Genomic DNA, 16,074 nt, shown 5'->3' with positions numbered 1-16,074 from the left:
TATCCAATCGTCGTTGCCCGAACCCCCGCCTCCAGTTCATTTCAGTGGTTCACTGATGAACTTTCTTGCTGATGAAACTTTTGTAACGAGGGCCATTTAGAAAGGATAATAATAATATGTGGGTCAGTAATAATGGATTTGCATGATCCGACTGGCAGTGGTTTTTGCTGAAGCGGGCACCATTTCCCCGCCTTTTCCGGCCACTTCGAACACTAAACCAATACAGGTATTGCCCCGCGTTTAAGCACGCGCGATGGGACATTGGATTGTCATCGTGGTGATTGAAATCCAGCTACGCAGTTGCGCAGCTTTTCCGGGCCAGTTTCCGAACGTCGATTGCTCAGGCGTTGAGAATTGCACCGACGTCGGACAAATCCTGTGCTGACAGCAAACGCGCCCCAGCCGATACGTTCTGCTCAAGCTGTTCCGGCTTGGTCGCACCGGCAATCACACTTGAAACCTCAGGCATTGCCAGCAACCAGGAGAATGCCAGATCGGTCAGGCTGATGCCACGTACCTCGCACCAACCAGACAGTCTCTCGACAAGCTGAAAGTTCGCGGGTGTCATATACCGCTCGGCCAACCCGGGTGAGGTGGCAAGCCGGGATCCGGCCGCGGCACCTCTACCGGTGTGTTTACCGGTCAGAAGCCCGCTGGCGAGTGGGAAATAGGGCAAGAATCCGAGCCCGTACCGTCTGCACGCTGGCAAAAGCTCGGCTTCATTCCTGCGAACGACCAGGCTGAGTTCGTCCTGCGCTGAAACAAATCGATGTGCTCCCAGCTGTTTGGCGGTCCAATCCGCATCAGCAAGCTGCCACGCCGGGAAGTTGGAATTGCCAATATACCGGACCTTGCCCTGCCGGATGAGGTCGTCCAAGGCGCGTAGGGTTTCATCAATCGGCGTGCTCGGATCTGGCTGATGCTGCTGATACAGATCAATCCAGTCAGTCTTCAGTCGCCTGAGACTGTCCTCGACAGCCTGAAGAATATAGCGCCGCGAAGCGCCTTTCTGCCTGTCCGCGTCATCCATAGGCATGGCGAACTTGGTGGCCAGTACAATGTCCTTACGTCTGGCGCCAAGGATTTGACCCAGGTGGGTCTCAGACCCGCCCTTGTTGCCGTAGACATCCGCAGTATCGAAGAGCGTTATTCCAAGGTCGAGCGCCTTATGGATCACCGATCGCGATCCTTCAAGGTCGAGCCTCAATCCAAAATTGTTGCAACCGAGTCCGATCTCGGAGACCAGGAGGCCAGATGTTCCAAGGGTACGGAAATTCATTGGCCGAATATCACCCGGCTCACGAGCGTCAGGTACCACTCAAGGCCCGTGCCTGTCCGATTATTCATCGAACATCGCCCGCAGCGATGACATGGCGCGCTGGGCGATGTCGACCGGAGGCTGTGAACGGAAGTGTGTGTTGAACACCTCCACGGAGTAGTAGCCTTCGTAACCCGTTTTGCGTATCTGCCGGATGAATTCCCGGATTGGGGTGATGCCTTCGCCGGGAAACTGCCGGTGGTATCGGATCATTTCCAGCAGATCGAGCTTACCTCCCGGGATATCCGAGACTTCGACCAGGAATATTTTGTCCACAGAAATGTCCGCAATCGGCTCTACGGGCAGGCCAAGCGAGTAAATATGAATGCAGTCGAGTAGCAGTCCGAAACTGGGGTGGTCGACCTTCTGGACGATGTCCCAGGCGTCACGATAGTCGCGTATCCACTGCCCAATGCAGATTGGCTCCCAGGCCACGCGCATGCCGTAGCTGTCAGCCAATCCCCCCAGTTGACGGAGGTCGTCAACAATTCTCCCCTTGTCGGGCGAAGAGTCCGGAGAAACATTGGTGCAAAGCACCAGTGTGTCGGTACCCAGGAGTCGCATCTGGTTGAACAGTTGGGCGGCCACCGTCATACGGAGTTTTCGTTCATGCTCCGGCATGCCCTCGAAGTTTCTCAGGCTCTGGTAACATGAGATCTGCAGGCCCGACGCCTTAATCAGGTCAAGGACATGCTCTGGCCCTTGGAGCAGCTCGTAGAAGTCCTTGGGCAGGAACTCGGTGGCGGCAAAGCCCGCAACCTTCATGGCGTCCAGCTTCTCCGGAAGGGTTCCCCCAAATGTCAGGGTCGTGCAGCTTAGGCGTGGTGCGTTCATATGCGCTACACCAACCGCGGAATCACGACATCGGCTTCAATTTCGATGAGCGCACCGTCTCGTACGAACTGATCCACCCGAATCAGTGTGCTGGCCGGGAACTCCCCGTCCTTGTAGTATTCCATGCGGACCTCGTGCACATCGCGGATGGAGGCGCTGTCGATTGCGGCCACATAGATGCGGAAGCGGACGACGTCAGTCATCGTTCCGCCCTCCTTTTCCACGGTGGCACGAATATTCTCTAAAGTCTGCTTGGTCTGTTCGCGAATTCCGCGGCCCGCGATCTTGAGGCTGTCGTCTGTTCCAAGTTTGCCGGACACGTACAGCAAGGTATGGTCCGAGAGATCAACCCGTACAGCATCCGAGTATGCCACCTTGCTTCCGGACAGAGCTGGAATGCCACGGCTCTTGTCACCGCCCACAGGGATATACGTCTTTTTCATCGCTTACCTTCTATGCTCCCCCGCATCAATTCGTCAGGTCCTACTTGACGCTGGCTTAAGCCATTTCCTTAGATGCATTCTGCTGCGCCGATGTATCGGAAACAAATAATCAAACAACCCGATTCATTCATTTTTGTTATCACACCGGTTAAGCGACTGAGCGCAGCCGTTAGAGCGTGGCGACAGATTGCGGCTGTGTGGTCAGAATTTCTGGACCAATAGACGCATAGTCTGGGCAACCGACCATCGCCTGCGTGTAGGCGAGTTCATTTTTTAGAATTTCGATTGCGCGCGCTCCACCGGCCTGACCAGCAGCCGCAACGCCATACAGCGTTGCTCGGCCGATAAAGCAGAAGTCGGCCCCTAGCGCCAAAGCCTTGAGAATATCGGAGCCATGACGGATTCCTCCGTCGAGCATCAGAGGAACACCACCGTCTATCTGCATCTTGGCCTGTGCGAGCATGTCAACACTAGCAGGCAGGTAATCCAGCTTGTTCCCGCCGTGGTTCGAGACCGTTACGGCATCGGCCCCGGCCTCCACGGCCCTGGCAATATCGTCGAGATGCGTTAGGCCCTTGATGACCAGAACGCCCGGCCATAGGGCTCGGAAACGTTCAATATCCTTCCAGACCAGGTTCATGGGCCAGATGGAGCCAAAGTACTTCGCAACCTGCAGCGCATTGCTGCCCGGTGGGGCATACGGTTCCCACGCCGCCAGTTTCGGCATCCCGCCTGCCAGCAGGTAGCGTGCTGCCCATTCGGGATGCCGGACAATGTCCCCAGTGATCGAGCGCCACTTTCGCCAGTCCGGACCTGCAGCGAAGGAGACCCCTGTTCGCTGACCAATTTCACTACGATTCCTGACCGGAAAATCAACGGTCAGGACAAGCACCTGGATGCCCGCATTCCGTGCCCGATTGACCGTGTCCTCATTCACACGCCAGTCCTTGACCGGATAGCACTGAAACCAGGTGTGCTCAGGCGCAATTCGCGCAATCCGCTCGATAGGAGCGTTCCCACAACCGGACAGCATGAATGGAATGTCTTCGTTTCGTGCCACCTCGGCCAGCATTTCGTCGGCATGTCGTCGCAACAAACCCAGACTGCCGACCGCAGAGATGCCAAATGGCTGGGAGTAGGTCCTGCCGAAGATGGTACGGCGGCTACTCATTGCCGAAATGTCGACCAGCCCACGCGGCAGGAACTGGTACTTCTGATACGCGGCGATGTTGCGCCGCAGGCCATCCCCGTTGCCGCCGCCCGTTTCAACGTAACCACCGATGAAGTGGGGAAGATGACGAAGTGCCATCTGTCGCAAATCCGAGATATTAACGGCGTCTGCTGCGTTTGCCATTCTAAGAAACCGGCCTTGCGTAACTCGAAATTATCGAAAAAGAGCGCGCCGCCCCAACCGCCACGGATATTCAGCGCATCCTGCCAGTCGGAGCCGCGTGCCGCTGGTGTTGCGTCGCCCTCGTCACCTGATTGTCAATGAAAGCCATATATGCTGGCAAATAATTATAAATCGAATTTCATTTCGTTTTGTTATTAGTCGCACTGATTTCATTTGGCTTTCGCCAAAGCCTGCATCAAGTGCTCGGTCGTTGGACGGAAATTGTCCTTCCGCACGATGGCGTAGATGGGCGTGGTTGAAAGCTCGGCATCTTTGAGATTCAGAATGTGGACCGCATCGTGCCGCTCGCTTCGGTATCCCATTGCGACCAAAGCGACGCCTTCGCCCACTGCCACGCGGGCCAACGCATTCAGAAATGGGGTTTCATAGGCGACCACTTTCATGGTTGCGCCCATCTTGTGGAACTTGGCGACTAAAGTGTCGTGAAGATCGGGGTGTTGATCTCGCGGAACCGCGATAAACGGTTCATCTTTCAGCGCGTTGATAGTTATCGACTTCCTCATTGCAAGAGGGTGGCCGTCGGGAACCGCAATTCCCATGAGCTGCTGGTCGATAATGACAGAGTGGTAGTCTGTGGATGACACCGGCAGCGTTGTGATGGCGACATCAATATCGCCGATATCCAGCATAGCCTTCAGATAGTTTCCACCCTGAACCTTCAGGACGAGCTCTACATTCGGAGTGTTGGCTTTGAACGCCGCAATTCGTCGAGGGACATTGGTGTAGATAACCGAGGAAGCAAACCCTAGTGAAACCTTCCCAAGCAGGCCCTTGGCAATCTGCTGCCCCTCATCCTTCATTTTATGCATCATCGCCAGAACATGCTTTGAGTGCCCCAGGAAAGTCTCTCCTGCCGGAGTGAGTACGACTGAGCGCTTGGTTCGCTCAATCAGCTTAAAGCCAAGCTGCTTTTCCAGTTTGGCAATGTGTTGTGAGATGCCTGGCTGAGTGGCATTCGCCGCCGCTGCCGCCTTGCCAAAATGTTTGAACGAGGCAACGGCAACAAAGCTGGCAAGAAGCCGAGCATCAAACATTGGTATGCCTCAAAGCCACAGAGGTAAGATTAGATTTCGTTATTACTGCATCAATCAAATAATTAGCCAGCATTAAATTTATCCGGAATAGTCGATACGAAGCGGCAGAATATTGGGAAGCCGTAACGCGTTTTTATGCATGCTACTCAAGCTTCTTGAGAAGTGATTTGGATTCGCGCTGACGCAGAAAAAGAAATCCGGTTTCATGAATCCGAATGACATCTTCGACTATATCGTCGTGGGAGGCGGTGCCGCTGGATGTGTTATTGCTGCTCGCTTGAGCGAGGCTGGTTCCGTTCGAGTAGCCTTGGTGGAGGCTGGTGGTTCTGACTGGAATCCTCTAATTCACATTCCTGGGACCGCTGTTTTCGCCATCAACAGCACCGATTTGAACTGGCATTTCACCTCAAAGCCTGTCGAAGGTCTGGGGCGGCGGCGACTTCCACTCAGCCAGGGCCGGGTGTTGGGCGGCGGCGGCTCCATCAATGGAATGATGTTCTTACGTGGCGGCGCGTCTGAATTCGATGCCTGGCGTGATGCTGGTTGTCCGGGCTGGGGTTTTGCTGATCTGCTTCCCTATTTCAATAAGGTTGAGGCAAATACGCGCGGCTTGAGCGCACATCATGGCGCCAGCGGGCCAGTCAAGGTCGGTCCCGCAGTTGTTAATTCAGTCAGCCGCCTGTTCCTGGATGCCGCAGTTGCAGCCGGATACCCCATCGTCGAGGACATGCAGAATGCGTCTGGAGAGCGCTTCGGTGTCTATGATGCGAATGTCGCCAATGGGCGGCGGCTCGGCCCCGCTCAAACCTATCTGAAGGCCCGAAGGCCGAACCTGGTCCAGCTCACCAGGACACTGGCCCGGCGCGTCGTGTTTAGTGACGGCCAGGCCACCGGAGTCGAGGTGGAACACCGTGGAAAAGTACGAGTCTTGCAGGCACGCCGAGAAGTTATCCTGACATCAGGTGCGCTCAATACACCTCAGCTTCTGATGCTTTCCGGCATCGGACCGGCCGAGCATCTCCGCGCGAATGGAATTGAGGTCCTGGTCGACTGCGCGTCCGTTGGCGCGAACTTGCAGAATCATCCAGCGTATCGGATGCATTTTGGCCTGACCGGACATCCGACATCGTATACTTATTTGAAGCCGCACCGCGCCATAGGTGCCGCTTTAAGGTACATGGCTACACGACAGGGCTTTCTTGCGCAGCCGCCTTTCCCAGTCGGCGGCTTCCTGCGCAGCAGACCAGACCTGGCAGATCCGGATATTCAGGTTATCCTGGCGCCCGGGCTCGCAATGCGCACCGGCATCGGAACTGGCGTAAAGGGCCTGTTGCCAACCCAGCATGGCTGCACGGCATTCGTTAATCTTGGACTGACGTATAGCCGAGGTGCAGTAAAGCTCGCATCGGCTAACCCGCGCGCACACCCGGCAATATTCCTGAACTACTTCGATGACCCCCGCGATATAGACGCCATGATTAGTGGTGTCGAGGCGACGATAGCCCTTATGCAAATGCCGCCTATGGCATCCGCGATTACTTCCAGGATTTTCCCCATTCCATCAGTGAATAACCGGACTAAACTGGAAGAGACTATCCGTGCCAACACCGGCTCGTACTTCCACTATGCCGGAACTTGCCGCATGGGCAGTGACTCTACGTCAGTCATAGATACTGATTTGCGAGTGCGGGGCGTGCAGGCGCTGCGCATTGCAGATGCCTCGATCATGCCAAGGCTTCCGAATGCCAATACTCATTCGACTGTTCTCGCAGTTGCCGAAAAAGCGGCTGACCTGGTGGCCGACGACTGGTGCTAAAACCCCTGAGTTATTCTGCCTTTTACAGCGAGTAAGAGCGCGAGCGACTGCGATGAGAATTCAAACCCTCAGTCTTAGAAAACCTGTTTAGGACGTTTCGTAACAGGTACGAGCAGTCGTTCTCGTAATGGTTGTGACTCAGGCTCCCGATGAAACTGATTGATGATGCCGCGAAGAACATGCCCTGCCCTGGGGGAGTACCAAGGACCATATGAGCCTCGACCTTCGGGCATCCTGAGGCCGCCAGTGTGTAAGTCAGAATTTCTTCAGGTGTGAGCTGGAAACTGGGTCCATGGCCCTCCGACCGTGCCAGAATGACTGTGCCTTCCGGTGTACCTAGATCGGACGCCACCTGGTCGAGCTCAAATCCTGCAGCACCTCCGCCGAACAGGCCGTAGTCGCCAAATGTTTCGGTGTCCACATCCTGGAAAACCCAAGCGACGTCTGCAGCGTAAGAGTCCTGGGTTCGTCGAAAGTATGATGCCTCGTACATGCCTTGGATCGCAAAGCCGACCCCGGCAAGCTGCTGGGGTGGACGTCCATTTCGGCGCCACAGACCGCCATACCCGCCATCTAGCTGCTGGTAGTACTCACCGACCTGCGCCGCCCATGCCCTGATTCCACCCTCGGCCCGCCGGATCTCCGTCACGTGAGGCAGGTCGGCCCTGCGTGCTATGCGCCAGTAAAAGCCGTTGCCGCCCAGGTAGACCACATTCCCACCGCTCTTGCGGAAGTATTGCAGGGCGTCAAGGGAGCGTGGCGTGTGATACTCCGGGTGGCTCCCGGTAACCAGGACATCATACCCGGTCAGCGCTTCAACGCCCTCTTCGTCAAGTTCTTCGTCGGTAACGATGTCGTACTCAAAGCCCATGGCTTCGAGCCAGCCAGTCAGATGCGTGTCGGCGGGAAAATGACGAAGGCCTGAGCCCCGTGCGTCATTGAATGTGAGAAAACCTGGCCGCATGGTCAGTAGCGGGCGCCGGAACGACGCCATCGCGATTCCGCTACCGTCGGAATGGTAGTTGTAGGTCGATTTCCCGAATTCTGGAACCTCGTCCGGATTCCACTGATACGCGCCCCAGGACGTAACCCGCTCCCGGAAGTCATCATCGAAATTCCCGCGTGCGTGGTTCCCGTACGCCAAATAGGTGAAGGTCGACGCAAGAACGGCGATCGACTTTTTAGGCGCCCCATGCTTTGGCAACACAAAGAATGGAATTATGTCGTGACCGAGGTCTGACAATACGTCTAGAGCATAGATTCCACTGCTGAGCCGCTCCGGTATCCTGAAGGATACACTGTTCTCCCATCCGCAGTCGGTGAGATCATCGTCGTGGAAATGGATTGCGCCGTATTGTTCTGGGGCATGCCGCCAGTTGAACTCGCTGCCGTTCCAGTTTGAGCCGCGCATGCCGCGCATAGGCACATTCACCAGCTCGCCCGCACGGCCGCTTATCGTGTCTAGGATCGTTTGCTGGTCAATGTTCGCCGAGAAGTCCCACTGAGCGCGCAATTCCGCCTTCTCTATTCCCAAAGAACCGCCACTGTCAGCAATTCGCGGGGCAGCATCACGCCGCAAGGATGGCTGCTCAATTAGGCCATTAAAGACCAGTTCAGGTCTTCCCCGCCAAACCCCAGCAAAGGACGCATGCGTAAACTTGGTAATGTCAATTGCGCCAGGGAGGTCAATGCATTGTTTAAGCGTATCCCCCGCAGCACCATTTAGCTGCATCAGCTCTAAAGCCAGCGTACTTTTCCCGCCCTCGAATCCCAAACCTACCGAATGCCAGTTACCAGTCGACAACGATAGGTCCGAGGATTTCTCGTACCGCTTTCCGCCCTGCTCATAAAGGATGGCAATCTTCGAATTGCGAACTGCAATAGCGAGAAAGTTGCTTCCCTCGGCGTCCTGAAGGGCCATCATTACCCGATTCTGGTCATCGCCGGAAGTAGGATGAACGTTGGCCACCATTGCTGCCTTATCCGTTGGCGCGAGAAGGTGGATGGGAGCTCTTCCGCAAGATCCCATTGGGACGCTCTGCGCTTTGCCCGGATAAACTCCGGTCACATCGCTCTGTACGGGCTCAATTTTGAAACCAGGGCCAGCCGGATTTGGGTCAGCGCAGACAATGCGGACAATTCGAGCTTCGAAACTCTTCCCACCCTCCGAGCTGATATAGAAATCGAGTTTGTCACCAGCGCGACCGCGCAGCGGGTAGCTGTATCCAATTAGTGGGGGAATCATCGTTTCTCTACGTCAATGAACGGCAAGATATCGTTCGATGCGGCCAGCGGATGTCTGGCCCTCGTCTGACGTCATTGCGTCAACAATTGTGCCATTCTCCATAACCAGAACTCGGTCGGCGACCGAGAGCGCAAAATTCAAGTTTTGCTCCACCAGAATGATGGATATCTTGTCTCTCCGAAGTTCATTCAGGACGCGCTCGACCGACTTGACCACCACCGGCGCCAGACCTTGGGAAGGCTCATCCAGCAGCAATAGTTTTGGTCCCGGCGCCAATCCACGGCCGATCACCATCATCTGTTGCTGACCGCCTGAGAGTTGCGAACCGCGTCTCTTGGTCAGGTCTTTGAGTTCAGGAAACCACTGCAAGAACCGGTCTAGGGTGTAGGGCGACTGAGGACGGTGGCCGAGCATGATATTCTCCTGAACAGTCAGGAGTGAAAATGCGTCTCTGGTTTCCGGCACATAGCCAATGCCCCTGCGTGCGATTCTGTACGGCTTTTCACCAGCAATCCGCTGCCCGTCGAAGCTGATGTCACCCTGCCTCGGAGGGTTGAACCCCATTATCGAGCGCAACGTTGTCGTTTTACCGGCACCATTGCGACCGAGGATGGCAACAACTTCTTGCTCTCCCACATTGAAGCTGACGTCAAACAGCGCCTGGCTTTGTCCGTAGTATGCATCGATACCCGCAACGTCCAGTAATGTTCGGTTATCCACCAAAGTAGGCCTCCTGGACGGTCTTGTTCGCCTGAATTTCCTTCGGCGAACCGTGGGCAATCAACGCACCCCGGTTCATCACGGATATTTCGTCGGAGATCTCCATGACCACGCTCATATTGTGTTCGATCATGACGATCGTGAAATCGCCCTTCAGCGCCGCCACCACGCGCTTGACCTTCTCCGTTTCCTGGCGGGAAAGGCCTGCCGTCGGCTCGTCCAACAGAATTACGTCAGGCTCTGAGGCCAGCGTTGCAGCGATCTCAATGAGACGCTGGTCACCGTATGACAGCTCCTGTGCAGGAATATCCGCAAAGGCGGCGATGCCCAGCCTCTCAAGGAAGGCATCGGCATGTACCGATACGTCCTTGTAGGAGGCCGTTCGCCTCCAGAACGTAAAACTGCCTCCCTGCAATGCCCGGTATGACGAAAGCCAGATATTCTCCCGCGCCGTCATGTGAGGATAAACGCTGGATATCTGATAGGAACGGCAGAGCTTCTTGTGTGCGATCTGGTGCGGCTTCAGGTCAGTGACGTCATCACCTGCCAGCCAAACTCGACCGGCATCGGGGGTGATATCCTTGGTCAAGAGATTAAAGAGCGTCGTCTTTCCCGCGCCGTTTGGGCCGAGGATGCTGTGCAAACGACCTTTCTCAAATTCGATAGTGACGTCCCGGACGGCGATGTTGCCGCCGAAGCCCTTTCGGAGACCTTGAGCCGACAGAACGATATTCTTCCCGTTATTCTGCATCACGACCTTCCGAGGCGCTTCAGAGCGGCTCTCCCCTTGCTGATGAGGTCGACCATTCCGTTTGGCAGATACAGCATCACCAGAATGACCAGAATTCCGAGAAGCAGTGGCCAGCGGGCCCATACAAGGCTAAAGATGCCCTGCAGCCATATGAAGAAGGCAGCACCCAGCACGGGTCCGAGCATGGACTTGCTACCGCCGATCAACACCATGAAGACCACATAGGCAGACGATACCCAGTGCACGGCATCGATGGGCATCACGCGATAAAGCATTCCATACAGTGCGCCAGCGACGCCGGAAATCGCTCCCGCAATCACGAAAGCCAGAAGCTGTGCTGAATAGACCGAGTAGCCAAGGGATGCTGTGCGCCTGGCATTCTGCTTGGCGGCTTTAAGGACCATGCCAAGGGGACTACTGACGACGAGATGCAGAGCAATCATCCCCAGCAGGAAAATGACCGCCGATAGCCAATAGAACCCGTTGTGACTGTCGAAGCTGATGCCCATGAACGGGACACGCTTTATCCCAGCCAGCCCGTCTTCACCACCGGTCACGGAATGCCACGAGTAGCAGATGTAGTAGACGAGCTGATTGAACGCGAAAGTCAGCATCATAAAGTAGATGCCGGTGCGTTTGACACTCAGCGCACCAATGAGAGCTGCAATTGCACCGCCGACAAGGGCCGCGACCAACAACGAAACGGGAAGTGCGGCCAATTCACGCGTTGCAAGATATCCTGCTGCGTACCCGCCAACCCCGAAAAAGGCGGCCTGCCCGAACGAGTACAGACCTGCGGTGCCAATCAGCAGATTGGTTGCCATTGCGAATAGGCCGAAGATAAGAATCTCAGTGGCGATATTAATCGGGATTGCCATCGGCAGAACCGCTACCGCAACCACTATCAACGGCCACTTCAGATAACCAGGTATTTTTCCGTCGTTCCCTGTAGTGACGTCCGAATTAACGCTACGAGCTTTTTCCATCTTAGCGCTCTCCCATCAGACCTTGGGGCCGCAGAAGTAGGATTCCAATCATCGCGACGTAAATGACCGCGGTGCTTGCAGCAGGGGCGACGACTGTCATGAGGCTTTGGAGGGCACCGACCAGAATTCCTGCAAATATGCATCCATACAGCGACCCCAGCCCGCCGATGACCAGCACAACAAATGCCAGTGACATCATGTCCCCGCCCATCGTGGAGGTGGCGCCAAGGAGGGGTACCGCTACGGCACCTGCAAGACCGGCAAGAGCCGCTCCAAGCCCCATACCCAAAGCCAGAAGAAGGTTAGTGTTGATACCAATCGCTTGAGCCATGTGCGGCTTATCGATAGCTGCACGGATAAAGCTTCCAAGCCTGGTCTTTTCGATAAGCAGCCAGACTGAACTGATAACGAGTCCTGAGAACAGGCTGGCGAATACGATGTATCTAGGGATGTACATGAATCCGAGGTCGAGGGCGCCACTCAAGAATTTTGGTGGCGCAGTGCTCAGGCCTACAGTTCCCCATCCGACGAGGATTGACTGCTCGATGACGAGGGCGATTCCAAACAAAATTATGAGCTTTGTTAAGTAATCGCCCTCTTTCACCTGACTGAGAATTGCACGATCGAGGAATAGTCCGACCAAACCAGAAGTGACTGCGGCAATGACCAGCGCCAGCACAAACGGCAGATCTGTCTGCATAACTGAAAAGCAGACGTATGCACCCAGAGCGAACAAAGCGCCGTGTGCAAAGTTCGGTATGTCCAGAAGGCCTTTGATAATCGACAGCCCAAAGGCCATCAGCGCGTATATCAGGCCGATGGCAATACCGTTTGCCAACTGAGCTATAATTAACCAGGTCATTTCCAATTCCTACGATCTTCACCTCACATCGATGGACTTACAGGGCTGGCATGCCCTTGCAGGCGCTGAGGCTGGCGGGAAGCGTATTGCTGCCAGTCGCAACGATTTCGGCAAAATCCTGTGGGTTTGCCATTTCGGCGGCTGCCTTGCAGCGAACCACGAAATATGGGCGAACCGTCTGATGGGTATTCGGATCGACAACCATCTGTCCCAGGACACCCTCCCAGCGCATTGTTTCGAGCGCCTGGACCACTGCCTGGACATCAGCCGATTTGGCCTGCTCCATCGCGAGAAGCAGCGAGCGAACTGCGTCGTAGGCATAAGCCGCCGCATAACCCGGAGCGGACTTATACTTGGCCTGGTACAGGCTGACGAACTCCCTGTTCGCGGGTGTATCAATGGTTGGATAGTAATTCTGGCCGAGCACCAGATTGGCACGCATTTCGGGAGTCAGCTCGGGAAGCTGATCCACTTCCAGCGTCCACGGCCCGACAACCGAGATGCTCTTGGCGCCGTAGTTGGAGAACTGGCGAATTGCCGTGACGGCGTCCGCGCCAGCTGTATTCAGGAACAGAATATCGGGACGAGCCGAAACGGCCTTTGTAATGAGCGAGGTAAACTGGCGCTCGCCGAGGGGGTGGTTATCGTTGCCAACCAGCTCGAAGCCGAGTTCCTGGGCGACCACCTGCGTGTACTTCAGGAGCGCATGACCGAATACGTAGTCCGCGGTCAGGCTGTAGATTTTCTTTCTCTCGGGGAACGTCTTCCGCACATATTCCAGGGTGGTGCGCACAGCGGTGTACGGATGGGCGGACCATTGGAAGGTGTAGCGGCCACAGCGCGAGCCTGTGAAGTCCTCGGAACCGCCCGCCGCATACTGCAGCAGCTTTTCACGCTGGGCGATTTCCGATTCGGCGAGACCAACGGCGCTCGAATATGCACCGAGGAAATAGGTCATGCCGTCAGAGCTGGCCGCTTCCTGAACTCGGCGAACGCCCACAGCAGGTTTCCCCTCGTCATCGCGGGTAATGATTTTGATCGGGCGACCAAGGATTCGGTTGCCTTTCGCTTCGGCGGCTAGGGCTGCACCCTGCGCAATCAGTTCACCGGCATAGGCAAATGTACCCGTGCTCGGTGTGATGACGCCGATAGTAACTGGCGTCCCGCTACCCTGTGCCCATGCCATGCGCACGGGTCCGATGGCCAGCAGAGAGGCGCTGGTTGCAAGAAACGTTCTGCGGTTTGTAGAAAGCGACATATTGAGCCCCCGGTTGGTTTGATTGTTGACGCGCTTAACCACTCTTAACTGACGACGAAGCCTTCCAATGTTGTTTCAAGCAGGTCCGATAGTTCGCCCACTTGCTGTTCTGTGATTGTCAGTGGTGGTGAGACGATGATGGCGTTGTTCAGCGGCGCTATGCCTGCCGGATAGACCACCAGACCATTATCTCTTGCCTTTGCCGCGAACCGTGCCGATGCATTTGAGGCTGCCGTTGGCGGCTCTCGCGTGATGTGGTCTTTGACAAACTCGAAGCCAAACAAAAGGCCTCTTCCGCGAGCGTCTGCCATGCAGGAAAACTTCTGTGCGAGGATGTCAAGACGCACTTTGAGTTCTGCGCTGCGGAGACGGACGTTCTCAAGAATGTTGTTTTCGTCGATGTAGTTGAGCACCGACATGCAAATGGACGCACTCAGCGGATTTGCGCTGAACGTATGGCCGAACGGGATCTGCCCACTACCAGACGAAATTGCATCGATGATTGGCTGGCGTACCAGTACTGCGCCCATGGGCGTGTACCCTGCGCTCAGGCCTTTGGCCAAAAGCAGCAAGTCGGGGACGATTCCTTCATCATCGCAGGCGAACCATGAGCCGGTTCGCCCGAGTCCCGTAATGACCTCGTCCACAATAAGAAGGACACCATAGGCGTCGCAAATCTGCCTGAGTTGCTTCAGATAGCCCGGCGGAGGCATCAGCACCCCGCCAGCGGCGCCAACAATGGGCTCGACAATCACAGCCGCGACAGTTTCCGGGTCGTGCTTATCGAGCGCGGTCTTCCAGGCCGCCGCGCATTCGAGGGCACACATCTGAGGCTTCAGATCGAACGGACAGCGGTAGCAGTTTGCAGGCGGAGCCGCCGGGAAATCGTGGAGTAATGTGCTGTAATCCGGACGACGGCCCGCATGCCCCGACATTGAGAGGGCGCCCATTGTCATTCCGTGGTAGCTGGTTGAGCGACCAAGGATTTTCACTTTGGATGGCTTACCGCGCTCCTTCCAATAATGGAGGGACATGCGGATGGCATATTCTGAGGCTTCCGAGCCGCTATTTACGAAGAACGCGCCATTCAGGTCGCCGGGCGCAAGTTCACATAGTCGGTCAGCGAGTTGCTCAGCCTGGCGACTCGAAAACTGGTTACGAAAAACAAACGCCAGTTCACCAGCTTGGGCGGAAATACCGCGGGCGATATCCTGAAGTCCATGCCCCAGGTTCGCGGTCATTGCGCCGCTGGAACCATCAAAATACTGCCGCCCAGCCTCATCGAAAAGATAAGGACCTTGGCCTTTGACGATCGTCGGGTATTCGCCGCTAAAAGTAGGCCTCAGCAAGCCCCGCCGGGGGCTTACACCTACCGAGCGTGCGCCTTCCTTTGACCGCAGCGTTGTTGCACTGTCCGGCATTGTAATCCCTCGCGGCCTGACTGGCCCTCATCCCTGAAGGGAATTACAATACGAGACGGTCCGTATGTCAATTGGAAATGTAATGGAACAGAAATCTGCCGCGCGTGCTGGCCGCCCCCGGGACGCCGCCGTCGACCAAGCCATTTTAGGGGCGGCGCGCGAGCTCATTGCTGAGCAGGGCTACAGCAGTTTCTCCATGGAGGCAGTCGCAGCCCGCGCTGGCGTTGGTAAGCAGTCCATTTACCGCCGCTGGTCGTCTAAAGGCGCGCTATTGATCGATCTGTATATGGATGGCTTGGAGGGCATTCATCCTCCACAAGGTAAAGGCTTTGCCAAAGACTTCACCGCTGTCATGACCCAGACGGTGCAGCGGCTGCAGGACACTGCTTTCGCGAGCATCCTCAAAGGTCTCATGATGGAGGCTCAGGGAGATCCCAACTTAAAAGCTCTCTTCATCGAGAAAATTATTTCCCCTCGCCGCAACATGCTGGGCCGCGTTCTCCGCGATGCCCAAGCATCAGGTGAGCTCCCAAAGAACCTTGATGTCGAGATGGTCCTGGATTTCACTTTCGGAGCGATTTGGTTCAATCTTGTCGCGAAATCCACCGATATAGACCTGACATTGCCCAAACGGATGCTGAGCGTAATTGGCATGATGTCCAACAGGAAATAGCCGAGATTCAGGCTGTCGTATCTGACGCAGACTTAACTGCGATAGCGGAGGTTACTTTCGGCGACGCGCAGATGATGCGCCCGTGGTAATCGGGTCACATGCTCAGAACAGCATCACATATTGCATATCGGCGGTCGGCCGGATTTCGCGGACCATGAACCGAAAAACCTTCTTTCGGATGATCCGCAGGAAGCGTCGAACTCGTGGTTTGGCAATTCGCATCGTCATCACTGAACCCTCCCTCTGTCATCTAGGAGAATCGGTTCCCGGGCCTGCCCGGAAGTACGAAGGGCGCCCCA

At 55.8% G+C, this 16,074-nt stretch carries 14 protein-coding genes; 2 read left to right on the top strand and 12 right to left on the bottom strand.

The window, feature by feature from the left end; translation table 11 throughout:
* Nucleotides 1-340: 340 nt before the first annotated feature.
* From AC1ROB_RS06755 to AC1ROB_RS06735, 5 genes are all read right to left on the bottom strand, one after another.
* Nucleotides 341-1,279 (bottom strand): aldo/keto reductase, encoded by a 939-nt coding sequence (locus tag AC1ROB_RS06755; RefSeq protein ID WP_492971967.1) that lies wholly within the window; start codon nucleotides 1,277-1,279, stop codon nucleotides 341-343.
* Nucleotides 1,280-1,339: 60 nt separating this feature from the next.
* The gene (locus tag AC1ROB_RS06750) at nucleotides 1,340-2,083 is read right to left on the bottom strand and encodes a sugar phosphate isomerase/epimerase family protein (protein WP_492971968.1); all 744 of its coding nucleotides are present in this window, start codon (nucleotides 2,081-2,083) and stop codon (nucleotides 1,340-1,342) included.
* A gap of 74 nt (nucleotides 2,084-2,157) precedes the next feature.
* Nucleotides 2,158-2,595, bottom strand: coding sequence for a RidA family protein (locus tag AC1ROB_RS06745; protein ID WP_492971969.1), 438 nt, complete (start codon nucleotides 2,593-2,595; stop codon nucleotides 2,158-2,160).
* A 169-nt stretch (nucleotides 2,596-2,764) separates the two neighbouring features.
* On the bottom strand, nucleotides 2,765-3,904 hold the full coding sequence (locus tag AC1ROB_RS06740; RefSeq protein ID WP_493031401.1) for an alpha-hydroxy acid oxidase: 1,140 nt from the start codon (nucleotides 3,902-3,904) through the stop codon (nucleotides 2,765-2,767).
* A gap of 254 nt (nucleotides 3,905-4,158) precedes the next feature.
* Nucleotides 4,159-5,043, bottom strand: coding sequence for a LysR family transcriptional regulator (locus tag AC1ROB_RS06735; RefSeq protein WP_492971971.1), 885 nt, complete (start codon nucleotides 5,041-5,043; stop codon nucleotides 4,159-4,161).
* Between the two features lie 205 nt (nucleotides 5,044-5,248).
* Between AC1ROB_RS06735 and AC1ROB_RS06730 the strand changes: the two genes are divergently transcribed.
* The gene (locus tag AC1ROB_RS06730; RefSeq protein WP_492971972.1) at nucleotides 5,249-6,859 is read left to right on the top strand and encodes a GMC family oxidoreductase; all 1,611 of its coding nucleotides are present in this window, start codon (nucleotides 5,249-5,251) and stop codon (nucleotides 6,857-6,859) included.
* 22 nt (nucleotides 6,860-6,881) lie between these two features.
* Here AC1ROB_RS06730 and AC1ROB_RS06725 read toward each other — a convergent pair whose 3' ends face one another.
* The 7 genes from AC1ROB_RS06725 to AC1ROB_RS06695 are packed head-to-tail and all read right to left on the bottom strand — an operon-like array spanning nucleotide 6,882 to nucleotide 15,102.
* On the bottom strand, nucleotides 6,882-9,104 hold the full coding sequence (locus tag AC1ROB_RS06725; RefSeq protein WP_492971973.1) for a N,N-dimethylformamidase beta subunit family domain-containing protein: 2,223 nt from the start codon (nucleotides 9,102-9,104) through the stop codon (nucleotides 6,882-6,884).
* 12 nt (nucleotides 9,105-9,116) lie between these two features.
* Nucleotides 9,117-9,824, bottom strand: coding sequence for an ABC transporter ATP-binding protein (locus tag AC1ROB_RS06720; RefSeq protein WP_492971974.1), 708 nt, complete (start codon nucleotides 9,822-9,824; stop codon nucleotides 9,117-9,119).
* Nucleotides 9,817-10,575: an ABC transporter ATP-binding protein gene (locus AC1ROB_RS06715; protein ID WP_492971975.1), complete on the bottom strand. Its 759-nt coding sequence runs from the start codon at nucleotides 10,573-10,575 to the stop codon at nucleotides 9,817-9,819. The genes AC1ROB_RS06720 and AC1ROB_RS06715 overlap by 8 nt, the downstream gene beginning before the upstream one ends.
* Nucleotides 10,575-11,561 (bottom strand): branched-chain amino acid ABC transporter permease, encoded by a 987-nt coding sequence (locus AC1ROB_RS06710; protein WP_492971976.1) that lies wholly within the window; start codon nucleotides 11,559-11,561, stop codon nucleotides 10,575-10,577. Before AC1ROB_RS06710 ends, AC1ROB_RS06715 begins: the two co-directional genes overlap by 1 nt.
* Before the next feature lies 1 nt (nucleotide 11,562).
* Nucleotides 11,563-12,423: a branched-chain amino acid ABC transporter permease gene (locus AC1ROB_RS06705; RefSeq protein WP_492971977.1), complete on the bottom strand. Its 861-nt coding sequence runs from the start codon at nucleotides 12,421-12,423 to the stop codon at nucleotides 11,563-11,565.
* Between the two features lie 37 nt (nucleotides 12,424-12,460).
* Entirely contained in the window at nucleotides 12,461-13,723 is a 1,263-nt protein-coding gene (locus tag AC1ROB_RS06700) for an ABC transporter substrate-binding protein (protein WP_492971978.1), read from the bottom strand.
* Nucleotides 13,724-13,725: 2 nt separating this feature from the next.
* Nucleotides 13,726-15,102, bottom strand: a complete 1,377-nt coding sequence (locus AC1ROB_RS06695) for an aminotransferase class III-fold pyridoxal phosphate-dependent enzyme (RefSeq protein ID WP_492971979.1) — start codon at nucleotides 15,100-15,102, stop codon at nucleotides 13,726-13,728.
* 82 nt (nucleotides 15,103-15,184) lie between these two features.
* On the opposite strand from AC1ROB_RS06695, the gene AC1ROB_RS06690 reads away from it, so the two are divergent.
* A complete protein-coding gene (locus tag AC1ROB_RS06690; RefSeq protein WP_492971980.1) occupies nucleotides 15,185-15,775 on the top strand; it encodes a TetR/AcrR family transcriptional regulator in 591 nt (196 codons plus the stop codon).
* The last annotated feature ends 299 nt before the right edge of the window (nucleotides 15,776-16,074 follow it).

Source organism: Ferrovibrio sp. GW821-FHT12F09 (assembly GCF_058806775.1).
This window is presented reverse-complemented; position numbering and strand designations above follow the sequence as displayed.